Origin of the sequence: Vibrio sp. 10N.261.46.A3 (assembly GCF_041472995.1) — a bacterium.
In the GTDB taxonomy this organism is placed as follows: domain Bacteria; phylum Pseudomonadota; class Gammaproteobacteria; order Enterobacterales; family Vibrionaceae; genus Vibrio; species Vibrio coralliirubri.
In genome coordinates, this window is record NZ_JBFRRH010000074.1 from 1 (window position 1) to 18,755 (window position 18,755).

Consider the following 18,755-nt stretch of genomic DNA (forward strand, 5'->3'; position numbering starts at 1 on the left):
TGGATTAATCCAATCTTATTCCTTGGTAGGGAATTAGATACGGATGAAGTCCATGTGCTCAACTTTTGGCTTGAACGCGTGACGTTGAACGTCTTGTGGCTTAACCTTAACTTCTGCGCCGTCAATCAATAGAGTGATTGCTTCGTAGAATTCAGGCTTATCCATTTGGTTGATCACGTCAGCGTGAACAAGTTCGATAGCTACAGCTTCAGCTTCGCCACCGTAGATTACAGCTGGGAATTTACCAGCGTGACGTAGGCGGCGGCTCGCACCTTTACCTAGTTCAGTACGTACTACTGCTTCAAATTTCATAGTTTTACTCTCAAATTAGTAAAAATTAACTTCACACCTCAATGCGACCTTGAGTGTGTGGTAATGCTTAAACATAAAAGTTCATGCTTAAGCGAGCGCGGATACTAACATCACATTCCAATATGAGCAAGTCAGAAGCCCATCTCAAAGTGAATTTCCTTCGATAATGGGTTCGTTTGGAGATAAAACGTTCGCTAACGCTTGTTTAGCGCATTTTAAACCCTTTTACATCGCCATTCTTATCTATTTATATCACCGCTAAATCATCAAGTTAATGAACGGAAAATGAATGTTTGCCTAAGACTTGGTTAAGGCTTAGTTCGTTAATCTTAGTGTTAATTAAACAGCAGAATGAATAGGTGAAAATATGGAACCGGTAAGCATTGTCGTAATTACGCTAAACGAAGAGAAACGCATTAGCCGCTTAATGGAAGAGTTGAGCGTGCAAACCCACCAAGAGTTTGAAGTGATTGTTGTCGACTCGAACAGTGAAGATAACACAAGAGAAGTGGCGCAAGCTTATGAAAACGCGCTGCCAAAATTAACTGTTCATCATATGGAAAACCGTGGTGTGAGCCTTGGCCGAAATACAGGTGCGTCATTAGCGCAATACAACCGGATCCTTTTCCTAGATGCCGATGTGAGCTTGCCTCGAAACTTCCTTGCGAAAGCGCTTTATGAACTAGAAGAGAAGAAGCTTGAAGTGGCGGGTGTGTACATGAGCTCGAAAGGTTTGCCGCTTGTACACAAGTTTGGTTACGGGCTATTTAACGCAGGCTTGTTTACTACTCAGTTCTTTTTCCCGACGGCGATTGGCGCATGTATTTTCTCGACTAAACGGGCGCATGATGAGATCGGCGGTTTTGATGAAGAGATCGTCCTGTGTGAAGACTGTGACTACGTAAAACGTGCGAGCAAAACATGGCGATTTAGATTCCTAAATATGACTTTTGGTTTTGACCCACGTCGTTTAGACCAAGACGGCGTTGTGAAGACAGGCTCTACTTATCTTAAAGCCAATGTAAGACGCTTCTTTAAAGGCGAAATGCGTAACAACGAGATGAACTACAAGTTTGGTCACTACAAAGAACAGTAAGCATTGAGGTTGTTATGTTTGATGGACTAGGGCTATTTCTGGGAGCATTGGGTGATGCTCTCATTGGCCCAAACCTATTTGTACCGGGAGAGCCCTTTTTTATCGCAGCGGGCTTTCAACTGTATTCAGGTGCATGGATGGCGTTGGTTTTGGTAATGCTAGGTGGTTTGCTTGGCGACCAACTCAGTTATTTCATTGGTTATAGATACGGTGCTAAGGCGCAACGAAGGCTTATTAAGTTTCGCCCTAAAACCAAGAGACTAATTGCGCGCTGCCGCTATTTGGTTGCTCGTAAAGGTACATACATCATTCTTTTTGCTCGCTTATTAGGGCCTATCGCTTGGGTAGTGCCATTTATAGCGGGTTCGCATCGTGTACCGTGGCACAATTTCAGTGTGTTGGCGCTTATCGGTTTGGCTCTTGGTGGAGGGCAGTTCATTGCTTGGGGTATGTTATTGGCGCACGGCGTTGAAAACTTTCCGTGGCTTAATCGCCTTAAGATATTTATCTCTGAGCATAATAGTTTGATCGTCGGGGTATTCGTGGTATTGGTTTTCACCATTATCGGTTATCGAATGAACTGGAGACGCTTGGTACTTAAGTCGAGTGCGCTGTTGTTAGCGTGGGTATTGTTTGCGAACTACGCCCACTTTTTTTGGAAAGCGGATGATTTTCAAACTCAGCAAGAGACGGCTCAAATAAACAAAGTAGACTGGAACTCGGTTACCTATAAAGCATTCCCAGGGAAATCGTCATTCTACTCAGCGCAAGCGATCAACGTGATTTATGTTGGAGCAACCCCAAGAGATTTAATGAAGCAATTAGGCTGGATAGAGAATCAAACCTTCTCTCGAAATGAGATTGAATGGGCTGGTTATCTTGCATTGCTTAGAGACAAAACGCCGCCAGTGTCTGATTTGTATTGGAGAGACAAGCCACAAGATATGGCGTTTCAATTGCCGGGTAATTTGATGAAGCGCAGCCATATTCGCTGGTGGCGCGCAGGTGTTGATATTAAAACTAACCAGCCTCAGTGGTTAGGTGCAATTAGCTATGATGATGGCCTTAAGGTCACCCCTTATTCAGGCATTGTGACCGTACTTCATAACATTGACCCTAACGTTGATGAAGAGCGAGATAGGCTCGCTAATCAGATACGAACGTCACTACCAGACATCGAGTTAGTTAAGCACCCATTAGCAACGGTGGAAGTGATCAATGACGATCATGACTATTATACTGATGGCCGGGTATTAATGATTGGAGCAACGACCCTTAGTGATAATTCACAAACTTTAGATGTCGCGGTGAACGATATTCAGAGTGATATATAAGGTCGAATCAACGAAACCTTTCTTCGTAGTGCTCTGGTTTTTCTTAGATATCAACAAACTCAAGCCTTGTTTGAATCCTCAATCAAACAAGGCTTTTCAATGTCTGCTTGCCATGTTTATCCAAACACCACCTTCTCTCACGCAATGCCTCGGCTATAACTTGTTCTACTTTGACTATGCTCATTAAGGGCGAGTAAGCGGCGAAAGCTAAGGACAACGTTATGCAAATGAATCCGATTGGTTGGTTTGAAATTTATGTTGATGATATGTCGAGAGCAAAAGCTTTCTACGAGTCAGTATTTAAAGTGACGCTGGAAAAGTTGAACAATGAAACGGGAATCGATGTTGAGATGTGGGTATTCCCTTGCGAGATGGAGAGTTATGGTGCCACAGGTGCTTTATGTAAGATGTCCGATGTAAAAGCGGGAGGAAACAGCACCATGGTTTACTTCTCTTGCGAAGACTGTGCGACAGAAGCAAGTTTGGCTGCGGCCAATGGCGGCAGGTTACAAGTGCCAAAAATGGATATTGGTGAGCATGGTTTTATTAGCGTAGTTAGCGATACAGAAGGCAATATGATTGGGCTACATTCGATGGGCTAATTATGTTGAAGTGAGCAGTGTTTCGTTGAACCGAGATAAAACTCAGCCCTAGCATTACGTTAGGGCTTATTAGTTTCACTTTTACTTAGCTTGTTCAGCCTTTACTTATTTTAAGCACCAGAGAAGCTTTTAAGCCGCCCATTGAGCTCTTGCTGAGCGTTAGGCTGCCTCGGTAACTGTGTGCCATTTCATTTACGATATTAAGCCCTAAGCCTGTTCCTGGAGTGGTTTCATCAAGTCGAACGCCACGTTTGGTCACTTGCTCAAGCTTCTCTTCAGGAATGCCTTGGCCATCATCTTCAATCACCAACTCAATGTTGCCATCGTCGAGTTCATTTGCATGGACACGAATAATGCTGCCCGCCCACTTGTAACTGTTCTCGAGTAGGTTACCGACCATTTCATCAAGATCGGTTTTTTCTACCGCCACTTCAATCTCAGAGTCTAGCTCGTTAATCATGGTGACTTCATTGGCGGCATAAACTTTATCAAACGCCATTGAGATCGCTTCGACACGCTCACAAGGTGAAGACTTCACCGAAAGAATGTTCATTGCGCCCGCCATGCGCGCGCGGCCAAGGTGATAATCGATTTGGCTTTGAATCTGATGAATGGGCTGTTGCAGCAGTGCTTTGTCTTCCTCTGGAAGTCGCTCTATCTCATTTTTCAGAACTGAAAGTGGTGTTTTCAACGCGTGAGATAAGTTGCCCGCGTGGTTACGAGCTCGCTCTAATAGCTCTTGATAATGAAAGAGCAGGGCATTGAGGTCAGAGACTAATGGAGAAACTTCTTTTGGGTAGTTATCGCTTAAGCCTTGTTGCTCGCCGTTTCTTAGCATCACCAGTTCGCGTTGCATCTTGCTAAGCGGTAATAGCGACCAACTGACTTGAATACCGATCAACATCAACACGCCAACAAACAGCAGCATTAGGATCAACCAGACTTGACCAGTCAGTTCGGTTAGTGTCGATTCTAGCGGATCTTCATCAATACCAATGGTGATCGTGACAGGGTCGCTCAGTTCTGGCAGGTAGATATCTTGCTCTATGTAAATCAGCTTTTCTTTCTCAGGCCCTTTGACTGATGTGTGAATCGGCGAACGCTTGATGGTGAGGTCTTTATCCCATAGCGAGCGCGATCGAATGATCTGCTCTTGGGTAGCGGCGCGCCAATAAATACCACTGTAGGGCTGGTTGAACCTAGGATCAGACAGACGCTCTGCCATGATCAGGTTACCACTGTCATTGGTTTCGATATTGGCAGTTAACTCATCCATGGTTAAGCCAAGCTGCTGCTTCATGTCATCGACGAGGTAGTCGTTAACCAGCTTCGGAATCCCGACACCTGCCGCTAATATCATCGCACCTAGCCAAAAAGCCGCAGCAAGGAGCAAGCGGCTTTTTAGACTGATGTTTTTAAGTGTTCGTTTCTTTAGATTCATGCATTTCCAGCCTGCCTTTGCTCATCGTGACTTAACGTATTGCGATGATCAGAACAGGCTATCCACTTAATTGATGGTTGCTCTTGGCGTGACTGACGACTGAGCTATTCAGCATTCAGTTGGTAGCCAAGGCCACGAACGGTTTTGATGATCTTTGGTGCGATTTTTTTGCGAATACGACCAATGAACACCTCAACCGTGTTTGAGTCGCGATCGAAGTCTTGTTTATAGATGTGTTCAACCAGCTCTGTGCGTGAGATAACCTTGTTTTGGTTATGCATGAAGTACGCAACAACTTTATATTCGAGTGCAGTTAGGCTAACCGCTTGGCCTTGCCACAATACTTTAGAACTGCGTGTGTCTAGGCTTAGATCGCCGATTTGAAGTATCGGAGCAGCACTGCCTGACGCTCGGCGCAGTTGAGCACGGATACGGGCAATGAGCTCGACCATCTCAAATGGCTTAGTTAGGTAGTCATCAGCACCTGCGTTCAAGCCCTCAACACGTTGAGTTAGCGTGTCACGAGCACTTAAGATAATCACTGGTGTGTTGATGTTTTCGTCTCGAATGCCTTTTAATACGGTTAGGCCGTCAAGCTTAGGTAGACCTAAATCGAGGACAATCGCGTCCCATTCTTCTGACGTTGCACGGTAGAGTGCGTCGATCCCATCTTGAGAAAGCTCTGGAACCCAGTCGGCTCCCTCAAGTGTTTCAATAATTTGTTGGCCCAAACGAGGCTCATCTTCAACGACTAAAATTTTCATAATTGTTCTTCTTAATTCTTGTAATGACTGTTCGTCGTGCTTAGCTCTTCGTCGTACGTAACTAGTCGCCGTGTTTAATTGCGTCTTTAAAGTTGCGGCCTTTGATCATAAGCATTTCTAACGTCTCAGCGTTGTATTCGACTTTGATGATGTTGTTTTGGTAATTGATTTTTAGTTCATACACCCAAATGTCGTCATCTTCTTCTAGTTCGACTTTAATGATTCTGCCATGAAGATCGTTTTCAACCGCGGCATACATTTCTGAGAAAGGGCGAATGTAGCCTTCTCGTACGGCTTCATAGACTTCGTCTTGATCTTCTTCAAATTCGATGCTGGTTCCTGCTTTGTGAACGTCCTGCACTAATTCATGACCATTATGATGTGAGTCAGCCCATGCACCAGCAGAAACAAATAAGCCTAAGCTTATAGAAAACAAAGAAATCATAGCTTTACTAAACATAGCGAATCCTAGAGAAGGTTGATAGCGTTCAGTATAAAAAAGTAATTCTGAACAGAAAGTGAACCTGATTAATAATGATAATTTGATACCGAAAAACTTAACGCTTAACTGGCGTAGGCTTTAATACATAACACTAACTGCCGAGTGTTAAGAACGTAAGACTTACCTTAATTCTTAACCTTAACGCTGCTGTAGTTCGTCTTCGAATATCTTGTCTCTCATTTTCCAAAAGCGACCGACTTTACGTGCAATGACGAATTGAGGTGGGCGGAATCTGTGTTGGTGAGCAACCACTTTCGTTGGTGACGCTTCTTCAAAAGGGCGGTGTCTGTCTGCAAGGTGAGGGCGAACAAACTGGTCTTTGAAGTTTTGCTTCTGCTTTTTGGTGGTTAATGACCAAAACTCATGCACTTGCGCTTGGTTTTCCCCGCGATAGGTGACCTTAAGTTGTGATTTACCTTTCTCGTCCTTAAGCACGTTGAGGTCCATTTCTAAACATTCAAATACCAAGGCATCTTTTAGGTTCAGCGCTTCTTTCAGCTTTTTGTCTGGGTCGACTAAGGTTGCATCGCATTCATGACAAATGCGCGCGGCAATGTCGTTGTCCGCACCACATTCACCGCAATATTTCGCTCGGAAGCGATAATTACAGTGTTCGCGTTCGCCCGTGTCTTCATCGGTAAAGTAGCCTTGGCATTTACGACCAAAGTGCTCAAGTAAGAAGCCATTGCTGTCTAGTTTGCCCCAAAAGTTATTATTGAAGCCGCACGCCGGGCAGGGGATGGTGATGATTTCACTGTCTGAATCGGGTTTAGGGTCGCCGACCTCTGGTTGGTAAAGGTCGTAACTGTTGCCCGCATAGTCGAGCACTAAACACTCTTTCTTACCTGGGGATAGGCGTAAGCCACGGCCAACGATTTGTTGATACAAACTGATGGACTCTGTCGGGCGCAAAATCGCGATTAAATCGACATGCGGCGCATCAAAGCCTGTGGTCAATACTGATACGTTAACTAAGAATTTGATTTTGCGTTCTTTGAAGTCGCTGATTATTTGGTCACGCTCGATCGTCGGCGTATCGCCAATCACAATTGAAGCTTCACCTGCTGGCAATAGGCCGAGGATCTCTTGCGCGTGTCTGACGGTCGCAGCGAATACCATGATGCCTAGCTTGTCTTGGGCTAGATGAATAATCTGGTCGACAATCTGCGGAGTCGCGCGTTTCGATTGCTCAATAACCATGTCGAGTTCTGCTTCTTTGTAACGACCAGTGCTCGCTGGTTTTAACTGGGAGAAGTCGTAGCTCAACACGGGTGCATCGATCATACGTGCAGGAGTTAGGAAGCCTTCGTCGAGCAGATAACGAATCGGCAGCTCAAAAATACAGTCGCGGAAGAAGCGTGGCTCATCTGAACGTACTTGACCGCGAGTGTGGTATTGATAAATCCAACCCATCCCAAGACGATATGGGGTCGCTGTTAATCCAAGCACCTTGATGCCCGAATTATTCTCGCGTAAGTGAGTGATGACTTTCTGATAACTACTGGTCTTTTCATCGGGAACACGGTGGCATTCGTCGATAACCAACAGCGAAAATTGGTTAGAGAATGAATCGAGATTTCGCACCACAGATTGCACCGAAGCAAACACGACTTGTTGGTCGGTCTCTTTGCGTCCTAAACCCGCAGAGAAAATCGAGCCTTTCAGCCCGTAACCTTCATACTTTTCATGGTTCTGTTCAACCAACTCTTTTACGTGAGCAAGTACCAACACTCGACCTTTCGCAAGCCTTGCCAGCTCTGCAATCACAAGGCTTTTTCCTGCCCCCGTCGGAAGCACGAGAACAGCCGGAGTTTGGTGTTTTCTGAAGTAATGAATCACTGATTTTACAGAATCAGCTTGGTACGGGCGGAGTGTATACATATCGCGTCTTGTAAGAAGGAAAACAAATAGTGTGAAATAGCTCAACTAATTGAGCAAAGGTGACTATAATACCCGACTTAGATTAGTTGAGGTATTCATGCGTTTAGATAAATTTCTGTGCGATGCATTAGGCGTCACTCGAAGAGAAGCAACACACTTATTAAAATCCAAGGCAGTGACAGTAAATGATGTCATTCAAAAAAGCGGTTCACTCAAGGTAACTGAAGAGTGCGTTGTGAAATGGCAAGGCAATGAACTGAATGTTCACGGCCCACGTTACATCATGCTTTATAAGCCAGAAGGCTTTGTTTGTTCGCATGAAGATGGCGCAAATCGTATCGCGTTTGAATTACTTGATGAAATCAAAATGGACAAGCTGCACTTTGCTGGCCGTCTAGATATTGATACAACAGGTCTTGTGTTGATTACCGACGATGGTAAGTGGTCTCACCGTATCACTTCGCCAAAGCACAAGTGCGAGAAGACGTACCGTGTGTGGTTGGTTGAACCTGTTGAAGACGATTACGTTGAAAAATTCAAAGAGGGCATACAGCTTAAGAGCGAAGATGGCCTAACACTTCCTGCACACCTAGAAGTTCGTGCAGAGCGCGAAGTGCTGCTAACGATTCACGAAGGCAAATACCACCAAGTTAAACGTATGTTTGCTGCTCTTGGTAACAAGGTAGAAGCACTACACCGTGAACGTATTGGCGAAATTGAGATGGACGAATCTTTAGAGTTAGGTGAATACCGTTACCTAACGCAAGAAGAAGTCGATTCAATCTGGAAGTAGTCCTTAGCTAGAAGTGCTCTTAATAAGAAATTGTTCTTAACAAGAGGTAACTTTTGCTGGAAATAGCCCTTTCGTTGTAAAGCCGACCATGGATAGCGTCGGCTGATGATGTTGACTGGTACTAGGAAAGTCTCAGCCAATCTTTGACTCGCGTACTCACGCTAGTCCCTAGCTCTATCAGTTGAACATTCGGAGAACCATGCAAACATCGACCTCACAGAGCCCAAGCTCCCAACCAGAAACACCTCAATTAGGCTTAGTGCTGTTTTTGATTCTAGGTGCGATTGGTGCACTTACTCCGCTAGCCATTGATATGTATCTGCCAGCGATGCCGACCATTGCTAAAGATCTTGGTGTGACGGCGGGTGAGGTACAAATCACGCTAACAGCTTATACCGCAGGTTTCGCGTTGGGGCAGTTGCTGCATGGCCCGTTGGCGGATAGCTATGGTCGCAAGCCTGTATTGCTTATTGGTGTGTTCTTGTTTGCTATCGCTTCGATGGTGAGTGCGACAACACACGGTATTGAAGCGCTGACTTACATCCGTACCGCTCAAGGTTTTGCTGGTGCTGCGGCGGCCGTTATCATCCAAGCGGTGGTAAGAGACATGTTCGATCGTGAAGATTTCGCAAGAACTATGTCTTTCGTTACTTTGGTGATGACAGTTGCGCCATTGGTTGCTCCGATGATTGGCGGTTACTTAGCGTTGTGGTTCGGCTGGCGCTCAATTTTCTGGGTACTGGCTATTTTTGCGGTGATCGTGATTCTAGCGGTATCGATGAAGATCCCAGAAACGCTTCCTGCAGAAAACCGACAACCATTGCGCTTTAAAACAACGATTCGTAACTATGCTCGATTGTGTAAGAACCCAACAGCGATGGGCCTTATTTTCTCTGGCGCATTCTCATTCTCAGGGATGTTTGCGTTCTTAACGGCGGGTTCTTTCGTTTACATCGATATCTATGGGGTTCGCCCTGATCTGTTTGGCTACCTGTTCGGCTTGAATATTGTTGCTATGATCTTGATGACGAGCATCAACGGTCGAATCGTCAAGAAAGTGGGCTCTCACGCTATGCTTAGAGTCGGCTTAACCATTCAACTGTTTGCGGGCTTAGGCCTGTTAGTTGGTTGGATGTTAGATATCGGTTTGTGGGGTATTGTGCCATTCGTGATGCTGTTTATCGGCACACTGTCTACCATTGGTAGTAACTCAATGGCACTGCTTTTAAGCGGATACCCGAATATGGCCGGCACAGCTTCTTCGCTTGCGGGCACGTTAAGATTTGGTACTGGTTCTGTGGTGGGGGCAATTGTTGCCATGCTACCAAGTGACACTGCAGGGCCAATGGCTATGATGATGGCAGCATGTGCAATACTGTCAGCATTACTATATTGGACATTAGGAAAGAAGGCATAATGTCAAAATACTATATTGAAATTCAGAAGTTAGTGAACGATGCGCTGGGTGAGCTGTATGCTCTGCATAAGTCTGGCAAAGCGATCGACGCACCTATCGCGAACAACCTTTATCTTGTTCGTTGGGTAACAAAAGCGATTAAATCTCAAGCTTATGATCGCGTGATTGTGCCTGACTTAGTGCGCTGGCAGAAACAGGGTCGCTCAAAAGGCAACAACTCTGATTTAACTTTTACCTTTAAACGTATTTCTGCGTTTTACGGACGTTTTTTCCCTGAAGGCGAAGAGCCTAAAGCACTAAAAGACAGTGATGTTGAAGCGTTCATGGACAAAATGTACGAGATGGGTTGGAGCGTATCGAGTGAAGATGAGCTAACGACTGGCGGTAAGATTCAATTCTTCACCAATGGCGAGCACTCTTTTGCTTTGTGTGGCAAACAGTGTGACGACTCTTTCGACGGTGAGTTGATGGTGAAGCCGATGAACTGGTTTGTTCGTGGTAACCACGCCGAGTTCATCCAAGCGGCGATGGAAGCGGGTTTCATGCTTCACAAAGTAACGGACTATAAGTCTGCGGTGAAGTATCACGGTGAATACATCGTTTACCCTGCTAACCAAGGCAACCAACTGGCCGAGATCCCAATTAGCGTTATCGGCTAGTAGCAGATTCGGGATACGAAGAGCGGAATTATCCGCTCTTTTTTGCTTCTCATAGCGCGTGTCGCTAATTTGCTGTTAAGTCTTTTCTCATCTCGTTACCCAAATCCTGCCTCTGCTTTTAATCGCTTCGCATCCCGTCACTCGAATCTCGCATCTGCTTTTATTCTTTTCGCATCTCGTTACTCGAATCCCGCATCTGCTTTTAGTTTTTCGCATCCCGTTACTCTAATGCCGTATCCGCTTTTAACCTTTTCGCATCCCGTTACTCTAATGCCGTATCCGCTTTTAACCTTTTCGCATCACGTTACTCTAATCCCATATCCGCTTTTAATCTTTTCTCATCTCGACACTCGAATCCCGCATCTGCTTTTAATCTTTTCGCATCTCGTTACTCGAATCCCGTATCTGCTTTTAATCCTGTTCTTTAGCTTGCTTCTCAATCGCCTTCACCATGCCTTTAAAAATAAACAGGTGGGCAGGCATCATCGCAAACCAATACAGTAATCCTAGAAAGCCCTTTGGATGCCACCAAGCCGAGATGTTTAGCTCGCGAGAATCACCGTGGTCAGAGACGGTAATCTCGAGTCGCCCTAAACCGGGGCCTTTCATTCCAAATAGTAGAGATAAAAACTGGTTTTCTTCACAACGAATAACCTTCCAAGAGTCGACCTTATCACCGACTTTTAGATTGGGTCCTTCTGGCATTTGACGAACCGGTACGCCGCCACCGAAAAGAACATCCAACCATTCGCGTGTGCGCCATAAAGCGTTAGCGAAGAAGTAACCTTGCTTCGGGCTTCCGATTTGTTGAGCCACGTGCCAGAGCGATTCCAGTGAAGCGCTTGAAGTGATACTTGCGCCTGTTTTCTTCGGGTAATAGCCGTATCCCGCTTGCCAGCGCTTGAAAGCGGTTTTATCAAAGCCCCACACATTGCTTTTGACAAAGTTTCCTTCAGCGTGAATGGCTTGTTCAACCATATTTTCGAACGAGATAAGCTTCTGAGGGTACTTTTCTCTGATGGTGGTCGAACTGGCGATGAAGTCGTGCTTTAAGCCTGCAAGCAGTGCTCTGCCTATGTTGGACGGTACAGAAGTCACCACGCCTAACCAATATGAAGCAATCTTTGGTGTCAGTAGCGATGTCGCCCACAGCCTGAGTGGACGATCGGCAGTTTTGGCAATATGAGCAAACTGGTTTCGGTAAGAGACAATATCCGGCCCACCAACCTCAAAGGTTTGGCTTTCGTTTGGCGTGTCTTGTGCGAGTTTTAGTAAATAATGGTTCAGGTTCTGCAAGGCAATTGGGTTGGCTTTAGAGTCAACCCACTTTGGCGCAATCATGATAGGCAAGTTGTATACGAAATCTCGCATGATCTCGAATGCCGCAGATCCTGGTCCAATGATCACGCCAGCTTGAAGTTCGGTAACTGGTACTGATCCTTTACGAAGCAGTTCGCCGGTTTTCTTTCTCGCTTGAAGGTGTTCTGAATCGCCAGTCTGAGGCTGTAAAGAACTCAGGTAGATGACGTGTTGATTCTTTGGGCCAAGAGCAGAAGCAAAGTTACGGGCTAAGTTCAGCTCATAATCGATAAAGTCGTGGCCTTCTGCCATGCCATGGACGAGAAAGAAGATAAGATCAAAGTCAGGGACTAAGGCTTGTGTCGCAGCTTGATCGGCCAGGTCAAGATACTCAAGTGATAAGTTTTCGTGAGGCTCGGTCCTAGCCTTTAAATAGTCGATATGCCTTGCTGCTGCCGTGACTTGATAACCTTGCTCAAGCAGGAGAGGGAGGAGTTGCGAACCAACATATCCAGAAGCGCCTAAAACCAGTACTTTCTTCATTGTTACTCCATTTATATCTGTGGTTAAAAACCGAACATTGATATAATAGCGCGATATTTATCTTTATTCATCAATACGTTCCGTTTAGGTCTCTCTCTATGTTGCTCTCTTCAATTATTCATCACACACGAGGTGATTTTGTTCGCAGGCTTATTGCGATTGCACTGCCCATCACCTTGCAGAGCATTATGTTTTCAAGCCGAGGCTTGGTGGATGTGTTGATGTTGGGCCAACTTGGCGAAGCAGACATAGCGGCTGTGGGTGTTGCGAGCCGAGCGATGTTCGTGACGACCATTATGCTGGTGGGTGTCACTACAGGCGGCGCTCTTCTTACTGCTCAATATTGGGGCGCGGGTAACAGACAAGGTGTGAGAGAAAGCACTGCACTGACGTGGCTAGTTTCGACACTGTTTGCTTTACTGACCATTGCGTTTTTCGTTTCATTTCCTGCACAAATCATGGGCGTGACGACTGACTCTCAAGAGGTCATTAACCTAGGCGTTGAATACATTGTCATTACCTCATTTAGCATGCTAGCGGTATCGTGTGTCAGCAGTATGGCTGTAGGTTTGAGAGCGATGCATAAACCCGGGCTAAGTACCTTCTTTAGCGGTATCGGCATCCTGTCTAACGTGTTCTTAAACTGGGTGCTGATCTTCGGTAACCTCGGCTTTCCTGCGCTTGGAATCAAAGGTGCGGCGATTGCGACGGTACTGAGTGGCGCGATTGAAGTCGCGACTTTGTTTGGTTATCTCTATTTCTCTAAGCATTTATTGGCTTTTAAGTTCTGTGATATTAAAGCCGCAGCTTCGATTGATAAGGTGGTTCGCTTCTTGAAGCTGTCTCTGCCGACCACGTTTAATTTCTTAGCATGGGCGGGTGGTTTGTTTGCTTATCACGCGATCATGGGGCAATCGGGCGTTCAGGGTCTGGCTGCGCTTTCAGTAATGACGCCGGTTGAGTCTATCTCATTGAGTTTATTGATTGGCCTTTCGAACGCGGCAGCGGTTCTAGTGGGTAACCAGCTTGGCGCGAAAAATAATGAAGCGGTTTACTATCAAGCACTTGGCTTAACAATTCTGTGTTTCTTAACCAGTATCGTTGTGGCCGTTTTTCTCTATTTCGTTCAAACGCCAATACTCAATGCCTTCAGCGCATTGACGGAAGAAACCAGAGCCCTCTCAGAGAAATTCATCCTGATCCTCAGTGTGGGTATTGTCATTCGCTCGGTACCATTGACGGTGATCGTTGGTGTGTTGAGAGCGGGTGGTGATGTGAAGTTCTGCCTCTACCAAGATTTGATTGCTCAGTGGGTGATCGGTATCCCATTGGCAGCCATCGCGGCTATCTATTTTAAGTTTCCACCTGAGTGGGTATATCTGCTTTTCCTAACGGAAGAAGTCCTCAAGTGGGGTGGGTCGCTATATCGCATGAAAACAAGAAAATGGATTAAAAACTTGATAGGAAGTTGAAGTAGGGCGCACCAATCGCATCACTTTATCGTTGGCGTGTGATCTATCTTTCAAAATACTTCCTCCTAACAGGGAATTAGTGTAGATTCTCCTTCCAAATTCTAACTAATGCGAGCTGTTTAATGTTAAAGCTGTCAGACCTATGTAAAGGCTATGTCGATGGGGGGGAGTTTCACCCTGTTTTGCAAGGTGCTGAATTAACATTAAACCAAGGTGACCAGTTGGCATTAATGGGAGAAAGCGGTTCAGGTAAAAGTACGTTACTGAATCTTATCGCGGGTTTAGACCTAGCGGATTCAGGTGAAATTGCTTTCCCTCACTTCAATATGCACGACTCAACCGAGCGTGATCGTACCGCTTATCGCAGAAACAACATTGGCCATATTTTTCAGCAGTTCAACTTACTGCCAACGCTAAATATTGCTGATAACATCCGCTTTTGCCGCCAGTTAAAAGGCTTGCCTGAAGACAAAGGTCTCTGGAGACAGATTCTCTCTGCTTTAGATCTTATGCCTTTACTTGGCCGTTACCCTGAAGAAGCGTCTGGTGGCCAACAACAACGTGCGGCCATTGCGCGTGCGCTGTATATGGAACCAAAAATCTTGTTGGCCGATGAGCCGACCGGAAGTTTAGATGAGCGTAATGCAGAAGCGGTAATGCGTTTGCTGACCTCTTTGGCTCGTCAATTAGAATGTACGTTGCTGTTGGTAACGCACAGTGAAAAAGTAGCTCTGCACATGGATGGCAGGATCCGTCTACAAGGAGGGCAACTGCATGTTATGGCCCGTAGTTAAGGCACTACTCGGTCACTATCGACGTTACCCACTGCAAATTATTTTGGTATGGCTTGGTTTAACCCTCGGCGTATCACTTTTGGTTGGTGTTACTGCTATCAACCAACACGCCAAGCAAAGCTACGCACATGGCGAAAAACTCTTTTCGAATCCTCTTCCTTACCGTATTCGACCAAAACACAACGCCAATAAAATCCCGCAAGGCTTTTATATCCACCTTCGCCGTGAAGGCTTTCAACAGTGCTCTCCTCTGGATCACCATCGTATCACTGATGAAAATGGCGCAAACTTCATGCTTGTCGGCATAGACCCTGTTTCTATGCTTCAGTTACAACCTGGTATTGCTTTAAAAGATCTCACCGCTTTGAACCTCATGAAGCCACCATACCCAATCCTTGTCAGTGATGATCTTGCTGAACACATGGAATGGCACAACGGTGATTACATCCCTTTGGTGGATGGCTCTGAACTTGGTCCTGTGGTTGTCGATCAAAATAACCTGATTAATGGTACAAGGCTGATTGCGGATATCTCCTTGCTCCGAATGCTAAAACGCAGTGCAGGGCTTTCTGTAATTGCGTGTTCAGACATGTCCACTGAGAAGTTTGAACGTCTCAAAAACATGCTACCTAATGGTTTGACGATCTCTCGTAGCTCTAAGGCAGAGCTTGAGTCGCTAACCAGTGCGTTCCACTTAAACCTAAAAGCGATGGGTATGCTGTCGTTTGTGGTTGGCTTATTCATTTTCTATCAGGCGATGTCGTTGTCGTTTATCCAGCGCCAACCGTTAGTCGGAATCTTAAGACAAACAGGTGTATCGGGCTGGCAATTGGCTAAAGCGCTGTGCTTAGAATTGCTGATATTGGTCGTACTGAGCTGGATCTGCGGTAATGTATTTGGGGTCATGTTGGCCAACCAATTATTACCAGCGGTATCTTCAAGCTTAGGCGACTTATACGACGCCAACGTTGGCTTAACGATTGACTGGAATTGGCGATGGAGCGGCTACAGCTTATTGATGGCGTTACTGGGTGCGTTCTTAGCATGTGCTTGGCCATTGGTGCGCTTGCTTAGATCACAACCGATTCGTTTGACCTCTCGCTTATCTTTGATGCGCTTTGCGGGTACGGAGTTTACTTGGCAAGCATTGATTGGCTGTGGTTTCTTGGTTGCCGCTGTCGCTGTGTATCAAGCCCCTCAGACTCAAGAAACGGGTTTTGCGATTATCGCGCTAATGCTGATCAGTGTGGCTCTATTTACCCCGTTTTTGATGTGGAAGTTATTTAACAGCCTCTCTTATTCATTGCGCTGGGTTCGTGCTCGCTGGTTCTTTGCTGATGCAGCGTCAAGTATGAGTTACCGTGGCGTAGCGACCATGGCCTTTATGTTGGCCTTAACAGCCAATATTGGTGTAGAAACCATGGTGGGCAGCTTTAGAGATACCACTGATAAATGGCTAACGCAGCGTTTGGCTGCCGATCTTTATATCTACCCAACCAACAATGCCGCTGCTCGTATGAGTAATTGGTTATCTGACCAACCTGAAGTGGATTCGGTTTGGTGGCGTTGGGAGAAAGATGTTGCGTCTCCAGTTGGTAGCATTCAGGTGGTCAGTACAGGTCCTTCTGAAGGTGAGCTAGAAGCGCTGACAATTAAATTAGGTATTCCGAATTACTGGTATCACTTGCATCACTCTAAAGGTGTGTTGATCAGTGAATCGATGTCTCTCAAGTTGGGGATTCGCCCTGGCGACTACATTGACCTCTATGACAGTCTCGGCTCTGGTTGGCAGGTTGTCGGTGTTTATTATGATTATGGTAACCCTTACCATCAAGTCATGATGTCGCATCGAAACTGGCTGTATGGGTTTGCAGGGCGGGGTAATGTCGGTCTTGGCGTAATACTCAAAGACGATGTGAATTCACTAGGGCTTCGCGGCCGATTAGAAAGCGTATTTAGACTTGGCTCTGAGCGTGTTTTCGATAACAACAATATTCACAGTCAAGCGATGCGAGTGTTTGATAGGACGTTCGCGATTGCAGATACATTAGGCAATATCACCTTGGTTATTGCCGTCTTCGGTATCTTCTTCGCGACGGTTGCGGGAGAAGTGTCTCGCCAAAGGCATATTTCCTTGCAGCGCTGTTTGGGTGTCTCGGCGAAAGAGCTGATCCTGACAGGTAGTTTGCAGTTGTTTGTGTTTGGGCTTATTTCCTCCTTAATTGCGATTCCGCTCGGATTGGCGTTAGCGAGCCTAATTGTTGATATCGTGATAAAGCAGTCTTTTGGGTGGTCACTCGAGTTACAAGTGATTCCTTGGGACTATTTGCAGACATTTGCATGGGCCATGGCAGCATTGATGCTAGCTGGTGCTTTACCAGTGATGAGAATGATTCGGAACACTCCGATGAAGTCACTGAGGGATGCGCTTTAGTATGTTTTTACGGAATACTTCAACTAAGTTAAGACAACGAATTCTGTCTTCTCTGTTATTAATCAGTTTCTTCGGCATCTTTTTAAGTGTTTGGGGTTATTACTCCTATTTCATCGATCCTGGTGAAAAGGGCGTGAATGAAGTTAACTCAATATTGGTCAATGAACACTTCAATGTGTTCGAACCTGTTTTGCCAGACCGTAATGTTTCGCTACCACAAGATTTTAAGTTCCACCCAGAGTTTCAGCACGAGTGGTGGCATTACTTTGCATCTTTGAAAGGTGATGATGGTAAAGACTATTCGGTCCAGTGGAGCTTTTTCCGTATCGCAACGGACGAACGTGAAACACCAGGGTGGCAAAGCCCTCAAGTCTATATCTCAAATGTAGTGGTCTCTTCTAAGTCCAAAGTATGGAAAGAACAGCGCATGGCTCGTGGCGGCATTGGCCAAGCGGGAATGACTAATCGTCCATTCAGGCTTTGGATTGATAACTGGAACTGGCGTGCACTCGGCAACACCCCATTCCCAGGACGCCTTCAAGTGCAAACAGACACGTTTGGACTTGAACTCGACACCATTGCAAAAGGGCCCTATGTGCTCAACGGCGATAACGGTTATCAGAAAAAGCACGACTTATTGCCTGTCGCGTCTTATAACTTCAGCGCTCCATTTTTATCGTTGAGTGGTGTGTTGAACCTAGACGGCGTTACCAAGGAAGTGGAAGGCACAGCGTGGGTACATAAAGAGTGGGGCAGTGGCTTACTTGGAGTGGGCCAACAAGGTTGGGATTGGTTTGTATTTAACCTCGATGACGGCACTGCGCTGAGCATTAACCGTTATCGTCATAACCAACAGCTGCCTTACGTATTCGGTACATTAGCAACACGCTCAGGCAAAGTATACCAATTAACGGAATCCGAAATTTCCATTCAACCATTGCAAAATACAACGTTGATGAATGGAAGACGGATGCCTTTACAGTGGATCATCAACGTCCCTAAGCATGATATCAACCTCACGACGCGTATTATACGCAGGGATATGTGGCTTCCATTTGTCATACCATATTGGGAAGGGCCAATAAGGGCGAGCGGGAGTCATGAAGCGACAGGCTTTATGCAGTTAACTGGCTACTAAAAAACACCTAAGGCTATCATTTTATAGCCTTTTTTTATGCCTGCGACTTTTAGCCGCCCCCAATGAATTGTGCATACAGGTTCGATGATCTCATCTATACTTAATTCATGGTGCATAACAACATTATGGAATATACGACGTATTGTTTAGTATTTGTAGGAAAAACCGAAGTTAAACATCCGAAGAAGTGATTATCTATCAATTAAACTTGGATATAAACTCGTGGTTATTCTTTGTTATTCGTTTATTTAAATAATAAATATAAGGGCGAAAT

General features: G+C 45.6%; 16 protein-coding genes. 10 read left to right on the top strand and 6 right to left on the bottom strand.

The features are described from left to right. Positions 1-33: 33 nt before the first annotated feature. The gene (gene rplY / locus AB4484_RS17725) at positions 34-312 is read right to left on the bottom strand and encodes a 50S ribosomal protein L25 (protein ID WP_017060373.1); all 279 of its coding nucleotides are present in this window, start codon (positions 310-312) and stop codon (positions 34-36) included. Positions 313-679: 367 nt separating this feature from the next. On the opposite strand from rplY, the gene AB4484_RS17730 reads away from it, so the two are divergent. The 3 genes from AB4484_RS17730 to AB4484_RS17740 all read left to right on the top strand — a co-directional run bounded on the left by AB4484_RS17730 (position 680) and on the right by AB4484_RS17740 (position 3,344). Then, on the top strand, positions 680-1,408 hold the full coding sequence (locus tag AB4484_RS17730) for a glycosyltransferase (protein WP_017079049.1): 729 nt from the start codon (positions 680-682) through the stop codon (positions 1,406-1,408). A gap of 14 nt (positions 1,409-1,422) precedes the next feature. Further along, a complete protein-coding gene (locus AB4484_RS17735) occupies positions 1,423-2,742 on the top strand; it encodes an LssY C-terminal domain-containing protein (protein ID WP_372079551.1) in 1,320 nt (439 codons plus the stop codon). Between the two features lie 221 nt (positions 2,743-2,963). Beyond that, the gene (locus AB4484_RS17740) at positions 2,964-3,344 is read left to right on the top strand and encodes a VOC family protein (RefSeq protein WP_061039226.1); all 381 of its coding nucleotides are present in this window, start codon (positions 2,964-2,966) and stop codon (positions 3,342-3,344) included. Positions 3,345-3,438: 94 nt separating this feature from the next. On the opposite strand, the gene AB4484_RS17745 is transcribed toward AB4484_RS17740, so the two are convergent. The 4 genes from AB4484_RS17745 to AB4484_RS17760 form a co-directional block, all read right to left on the bottom strand. Further along, positions 3,439-4,785: an ATP-binding protein gene (locus AB4484_RS17745; protein WP_372079553.1), complete on the bottom strand. Its 1,347-nt coding sequence runs from the start codon at positions 4,783-4,785 to the stop codon at positions 3,439-3,441. A 104-nt stretch (positions 4,786-4,889) separates the two neighbouring features. Then, positions 4,890-5,549, bottom strand: a complete 660-nt coding sequence (locus AB4484_RS17750) for a response regulator transcription factor (protein ID WP_017060377.1) — start codon at positions 5,547-5,549, stop codon at positions 4,890-4,892. A gap of 61 nt (positions 5,550-5,610) precedes the next feature. Then, a complete protein-coding gene (locus AB4484_RS17755; RefSeq protein ID WP_017066076.1) occupies positions 5,611-6,009 on the bottom strand; it encodes a PepSY domain-containing protein in 399 nt (132 codons plus the stop codon). Between the two features lie 180 nt (positions 6,010-6,189). After that, a complete protein-coding gene (locus tag AB4484_RS17760; protein WP_372079555.1) occupies positions 6,190-7,932 on the bottom strand; it encodes a DEAD/DEAH box helicase in 1,743 nt (580 codons plus the stop codon). A 97-nt stretch (positions 7,933-8,029) separates the two neighbouring features. Between AB4484_RS17760 and rsuA the strand changes: the two genes are divergently transcribed. The 3 genes from rsuA to AB4484_RS17775 all read left to right on the top strand — a co-directional run bounded on the left by rsuA (position 8,030) and on the right by AB4484_RS17775 (position 10,801). After that, positions 8,030-8,725, top strand: coding sequence for a 16S rRNA pseudouridine(516) synthase RsuA (gene rsuA, locus AB4484_RS17765; protein ID WP_372079557.1), 696 nt, complete (start codon positions 8,030-8,032; stop codon positions 8,723-8,725). Positions 8,726-8,924: 199 nt separating this feature from the next. Next, positions 8,925-10,142 carry a Bcr/CflA family multidrug efflux MFS transporter gene (locus AB4484_RS17770; RefSeq protein ID WP_050645746.1) on the top strand — a complete coding sequence of 406 codons (1,218 nt, stop codon included), beginning with the start codon at positions 8,925-8,927 and terminating at the stop codon, positions 10,140-10,142. Further along, positions 10,142-10,801 (top strand): DUF2913 family protein, encoded by a 660-nt coding sequence (locus AB4484_RS17775; RefSeq protein ID WP_372079559.1) that lies wholly within the window; start codon positions 10,142-10,144, stop codon positions 10,799-10,801. The genes AB4484_RS17770 and AB4484_RS17775 overlap by 1 nt, the downstream gene beginning before the upstream one ends. Positions 10,802-11,212: 411 nt before the next feature. On the opposite strand, the gene AB4484_RS17780 is transcribed toward AB4484_RS17775, so the two are convergent. Further along, positions 11,213-12,643, bottom strand: a complete 1,431-nt coding sequence (locus tag AB4484_RS17780; RefSeq protein ID WP_372079561.1) for a DUF2867 domain-containing protein — start codon at positions 12,641-12,643, stop codon at positions 11,213-11,215. 98 nt (positions 12,644-12,741) lie between these two features. On the opposite strand from AB4484_RS17780, the gene AB4484_RS17785 reads away from it, so the two are divergent. The 4 genes from AB4484_RS17785 to AB4484_RS17800 all read left to right on the top strand — a co-directional run bounded on the left by AB4484_RS17785 (position 12,742) and on the right by AB4484_RS17800 (position 18,481). Further along, positions 12,742-14,115, top strand: a complete 1,374-nt coding sequence (locus tag AB4484_RS17785; RefSeq protein ID WP_048617525.1) for an MATE family efflux transporter — start codon at positions 12,742-12,744, stop codon at positions 14,113-14,115. Between the two features lie 122 nt (positions 14,116-14,237). Further along, entirely contained in the window at positions 14,238-14,909 is a 672-nt protein-coding gene (locus tag AB4484_RS17790; RefSeq protein WP_017060385.1) for an ABC transporter ATP-binding protein, read from the top strand. Beyond that, the gene (locus AB4484_RS17795) at positions 14,890-17,343 is read left to right on the top strand and encodes an ABC transporter permease (protein WP_372079563.1); all 2,454 of its coding nucleotides are present in this window, start codon (positions 14,890-14,892) and stop codon (positions 17,341-17,343) included. The genes AB4484_RS17790 and AB4484_RS17795 overlap by 20 nt, the downstream gene beginning before the upstream one ends. After that, on the top strand, positions 17,333-18,481 hold the full coding sequence (locus AB4484_RS17800) for a lipocalin-like domain-containing protein (protein WP_081228722.1): 1,149 nt from the start codon (positions 17,333-17,335) through the stop codon (positions 18,479-18,481). Before AB4484_RS17795 ends, AB4484_RS17800 begins: the two co-directional genes overlap by 11 nt. The last annotated feature ends 274 nt before the right edge of the window (positions 18,482-18,755 follow it).